The following is a 4,417-nucleotide window of genomic DNA, read 5'->3' on the forward strand; positions in this document are numbered from 1 at the left end:
CCCCGATGGTCCACCGGGAACACCGGCCGGGGACCAGCCGCCGAGGGCTCGGCCCCGCCGCCGGCGGGGCCGGTCACCCTCTGCGCAGGGCAAGGGACGAGGAGACTCGAAGTCCGCCTGAACGGCTCCGCTGATCGGGCTACGGCAATCCTCGGGCCACCGGAGTCCAGCCGGACGAAGGCGGGCACCTCGCCGTGTGCTTCATGAGGCGCCTTCGTGCCTCATCCAGCCGGCGTTGTCGTGGGGGGCTTGGATCACGGCCGGGCCGCGCGGACGCGGCGGCCAGGTCCGAGCGGGCCCAGGTCCGGCGCCGCGCCGGTTCACCGTGCGGACGGCGCGAACCCAGGCACCCGTGGTACCCAGGGGCACTTCGCTCCGCCTGGCCGTACTTGCCTGGTCACCCGGCCCGTGTGTAGCGATCCAGATCCCTGACGCACCCGAGGACGGCCTCCCACGGCCGGCCGACGGCCGTCCCGGCTCCTGCCGCCAGGGATAGCTCCGCTGCCGCGGGAGCCGCCGCCGAGTGCCCGACCCGTACGGCACAGCTCACTGAGGAGTTCGGAGCAGGGGTCCCATCCGGAGCACTCACCGTCACCGTGAGCGCGCTGCTCAGCAGGTGTGCCCCCTCGGCGTCGACGAGCTGCCGCATGCGCGCCACCAGCGGCGCGGCGAACTCGTCCAGGGAACCGCCCGGCAGCGGCACGGCACGGTCCAGCACCTCGGCGCCGATGCCGCGCAGGGCCGTCACCGTCAGCCGCAGGGCCCGGGCCCCGAAGAGCTGCCTGTGGTGCAGTGCGTACACCCCCACCAGTGCGGTGCGCACCGCGTTCTCCAGCGGGTCCTCGTGCATGGCGGGTGCCGCCCATGTCCACCGCCGGGGCGCGATCCGGCGCGGAGCCCGTCCCTGGGCCAGAGCATGGAGCCCGTCCGCCACGGAGTCGCCGAGCAGCCACCGGCCGCCGTGGTCGATGCACAGCAGGCGCCCCGACTCGGTCACTGCGATCAGTCCGTCCGCGTCCGTGCGGCCGAGCGGAAACACGTCCTCCCCGACTGTGTCACCGAGCGCCCGTAAGGCGCGGAGGGCGTGCCTCCCCTCGCGGGGGTCGATGACGCAGCCCGTCGCGGCGACCTCGGTACCCTCCGCGACGGGGTGGAGCACCAGCCCGAAGAACTCCCGCAGCGCACTCCGCGCGGCCGGGAAGAGCTCCCAGCCGCGGATGCCTGTGGTGGTCGGAACGACGGCCGTGGTCATGAGCGCGGCGGACATGGCGCGGTCACCGGCGTCCCGGCCGGGGCGCCACCCCGCGGCGGTCAGCGCGTCCTCGTTCGTGCTCATGAACCGATGACGTCTACGCCGAGTTCGTCGAGCAGCGCGGAACAGGAACGGCAGACGCGGGCGGGCGTGCCGTGTTCCGGGTCCCCGTGCTCACGGATCTTCTTCGCGATCAGCGCGGAGCCCGCGAAGTGGTCCCGGGCACCGGCGAGGCTCGTGCTCCCCCGGTCGGCGCGTTGCTGGTCCAGCGCCCACAGTTGGTCCGAGACAAGCGCGGACTCGGCGCAGTAGCCGATGAAGGGCTCGCGCCGGTCGGCGGGCAGCGCGTCGAAGAACGCCTGCACGGCGGGGTGAAGCTGAGGCGTTTCGTCCCCGGTCAGATTGGTGTGGCTGACGATCGTTCCCTGGATGAGCAGGGAGGCGGCCACACCTGGTACGAGGTCAGACAAAGTAGTCCTCCGCGTCTTCCTGGGCACCGGTCATCAAACTGGACAGGGCCTCTGTGTCATTGCCACCGAGGAAGTAGGGCCCGGTGTGGTGCAGGTAGAAGAAGCGCCCCACATCGTCCATGAGGACGATGCCGTTCTCGGATGTCTCCCAGCCCACCGGGAAGAGCTGGTGCCCCAGGTTCTGCGCCAGTTCGACGACGAGCTCGGCGTCCCCTTCGTAGCCGAATGTGGGATCCGCTCGGAACTGCCTCTCCGGCGCCAAGGGCATGGGGAACTCCAGGCCGACGTAGGACGAGACGAATCGGTACACCTCGTCCCAAGGCTGCAGCGGATAGCCCTGGTCGGCGGAGCCGCGGACACGGACCGCGATCAGCCGCTCGGCCTCCGCCTCGTTCTCTCGCCCCGGATACCAACCGTTGGCCCGCAGCCAGGCGTCGAGCTCTTCCCGGGGGGGTGGTGGTCTCATCGTGTTCCTTGCTTCAGGGAGTCGACGGTCAGCGGGTCAGCCGTGCAGACCGACTCCTAGGGCCTCCAGCACGGGGCCGCAACTCCGACAGGGTGGCAGGTACGAGCCGTGCGCGACCTTGTTGCCGTCGTTGTCGAACTGCTCGCCGATCGCCACGGTGTAGATCTTGCTCCCGGCCAGGGCACGGCGGGCGTCGTCGGCGGTGGAGATGCTCTCCGTACGCCCGAGCTCGTGCAACCGGTCGGAGATCAAGGATACTTCCGCGCATCTGCCGTGTCCTCGGCCGAGGACCAGTTCCCCACGGTCCGCCCGTGCCTGGACGTCGTCGTAGGCGGACTGCAGGGCGGAGTGGGTGTCCGGGTACTTCTGCCCGTGCCGGCTCTGCGAGCTGGTGTGTGAGGTGATCACGTCGCCGTGGACCAGGGCCCCGGAACAGCCCTGCGGAATCCGGTCCTTGCCCTCCGGCTGCGGCCCCGAAGCCTTCTGGGCGGCATTGGCGAGCTCACCGGCTTCGTGTTCGAGAAGCCGCGTCCGCTGCGATTCGTCAAGTCCGTTCACGTCCAGGGCGTCGCGCCGGTGGTGACGCATACGGCCGGCGCTCCTGCCGTGCCAAGCCGGGGGCGGCTGGATCGGGCGCCCACCCCCGGAACCGGTGCCGCCGCCACCGCCACCGCCTCCGCCTCCGCCGCCTCCGCCCCCGCCGGAGCCACTTCCTCCGCCTCTCCGCTCACCGGGTCCGCCGGGCCAGCCGGTTCCGGTGCCGCCACCCCAGCCGCCCGGCCACCCGGTGCCGGTCGCTGTTCGTCCTCCCCCATCGGAGCCTCGACGGGTGCCATCGCCGCCGTCGGTCTTCTTTCCCTTGCCGATCTCGTCCTGAATGGCCTGGTCGGTCTGCTTGTGAACCTTGGAACTCCGGCCGATGGCGTCGGGCAGGTCCCTGCCGACGTGCTTGCCGAGATGGTCGTGTCCCTTGACCAGTTTCTCCACCACCTCCTCGATGGCGGAGTCGAGGACGGTGGTCAGCGAGTCCTTGCCCTTGGCGCGCCCGTGGTGCCCCTTGGCCCTGCTGATCTTGCCGCCGGCGCGGGTGTTCATCGACACCTGAACGCTCGCCAGCTTTCCGCCCGTACCGGTGTGCGCGTCGTGGTCGATCACCGGGCCTCCGCCGGCGAAGCCGGCACCCCCACCCGCCGAGTTCAGCTGGAGGCCCGCCGAGTTCAACTGCAGGCTGTCCTTGCCTGCTTGGACGGCGTGGTCGACGTCGATGCCATCCTGCTGGCCGGTGACGTTCATCGTGGTCTGGATCACCAGGTCGGTGACTATGCTCTCCAGAGCGGCTACCGCGGGCTGGGTGAGGACGGCGACGATCTCCTCGACCGCGGCCTCCGCCATCTCCCTCAGGATCCTCTTGAACGCGATCCGCGTCGCCACGATCTTCCCGCCCGCCAGGAGCGCGGTGAGACCTGCGGTGAAGGGCGCCGCCGCCAGGGCGAGGCCCACCGTCGCACACAGGTCGGCCAGTTCACCGACAGCGGCTATCTTCCGCGCCACGATGATGTCCGCCACCCGGTCCAGGGCCCCGGCGATGATCCGTGCCGCGCCCGCCAGGTCCTTGTTCTTCTTCTGGGTCTTCTGCCAGTGCTTGTCCAGCGCCGTCAGCGACTCACTCTGCCCGGTCGACAACAACCGCTGCACATGACCGTGCGCGGTGACGGCGTCGTCCTCCGCGTCATCCGCGAACTCCCGCAGCGCGTCCGCCATGTCGCGGTACGCGTCCTCGTCGACATTCGGCCATCCCACGCCCACGACGTCCAGCATCGTGTCGACACCTTCAGGAATGGTGTAACCCATTGCCCGCCCCCGTTCTCGCTCTTCCGTCACGAAGATCATCACAAGGGTGCCACGGGCCTCGGCCACACCGGAGGCGCACCGCTCGGACGCCCGTGCGCCTGACCACCCACCCGAGGAACCCCGGGGAGCCGGACCACCGCGCAGGGCCGAGCCACGCCACCGGCCGGCGCCGTCCCGAACACCCCGCCCCGGTCACCCGTCAGCAGCAGCCGCACGGGTACGAGGGGATGCTAACAACGCGTGTTCCCCGTACGTCCCCTCAACCCAGCCGGAAAATGGCCGAGTTCTACGCCCTTCCACGGATCGGCACGGATCATGACCGTGCCGGGGCGCTCGGGCGGGTACGCGCTCGATCGGCATCGAACGCTCGCTCCGGTG

The 4,417-nt window shown here is 70.6% G+C and carries 4 protein-coding genes; all 4 read right to left on the reverse strand.

Annotation, left to right across the window (positions count from 1 at the left end; all coding sequences use genetic code 11):
• Positions 1–397: 397 nt before the first annotated feature.
• From ACFWFI_RS41275 to ACFWFI_RS41290, 4 genes are read right to left on the reverse strand one after another with little or no spacing between them, the layout of a single operon-like run.
• Positions 398–1,336 (reverse strand): SUKH-3 domain-containing protein, encoded by a 939-nt coding sequence (locus ACFWFI_RS41275; protein WP_387400877.1) that lies wholly within the window; start codon positions 1,334–1,336, stop codon positions 398–400.
• Positions 1,333–1,722: a YwqJ-related putative deaminase gene (locus ACFWFI_RS41280; protein WP_387400879.1), complete on the reverse strand. Its 390-nt coding sequence runs from the start codon at positions 1,720–1,722 to the stop codon at positions 1,333–1,335. Before ACFWFI_RS41280 ends, ACFWFI_RS41275 begins: the two co-directional genes overlap by 4 nt.
• On the reverse strand, positions 1,715–2,188 hold the full coding sequence (locus ACFWFI_RS41285; RefSeq protein WP_387400881.1) for an SUKH-3 domain-containing protein: 474 nt from the start codon (positions 2,186–2,188) through the stop codon (positions 1,715–1,717). The genes ACFWFI_RS41280 and ACFWFI_RS41285 overlap by 8 nt, the downstream gene beginning before the upstream one ends.
• Before the next feature lie 36 nt (positions 2,189–2,224).
• Positions 2,225–4,006 carry a YwqJ-related putative deaminase gene (locus ACFWFI_RS41290; RefSeq protein WP_387400882.1) on the reverse strand — a complete coding sequence of 594 codons (1,782 nt, stop codon included), beginning with the start codon at positions 4,004–4,006 and terminating at the stop codon, positions 2,225–2,227.
• Positions 4,007–4,417 lie beyond the last annotated feature (411 nt).

The sequence above is a fragment of the Streptomyces sp. NPDC060209 genome (genome assembly GCF_042728155.1).
Classification (GTDB): Bacteria; Actinomycetota; Actinomycetes; order Streptomycetales; family Streptomycetaceae; genus Streptomyces.

Coding starts and splice junctions, on each gene's coding strand:
- ACFWFI_RS41275 (WP_387400877.1), bottom strand. CDS start 1,336: ATGAGCACGAACGAGGACGCGCTGACCGCCGCGGGGTGGCGCCCCGGC.
- ACFWFI_RS41285 (WP_387400881.1), bottom strand. CDS start 2,188: ATGAGACCACCACCCCCCCGGGAAGAGCTCGACGCCTGGCTGCGGGCC.
- ACFWFI_RS41290 (WP_387400882.1), bottom strand. CDS start 4,006: ATGCTGGACGTCGTGGGCGTGGGATGGCCGAATGTCGACGAGGACGCG.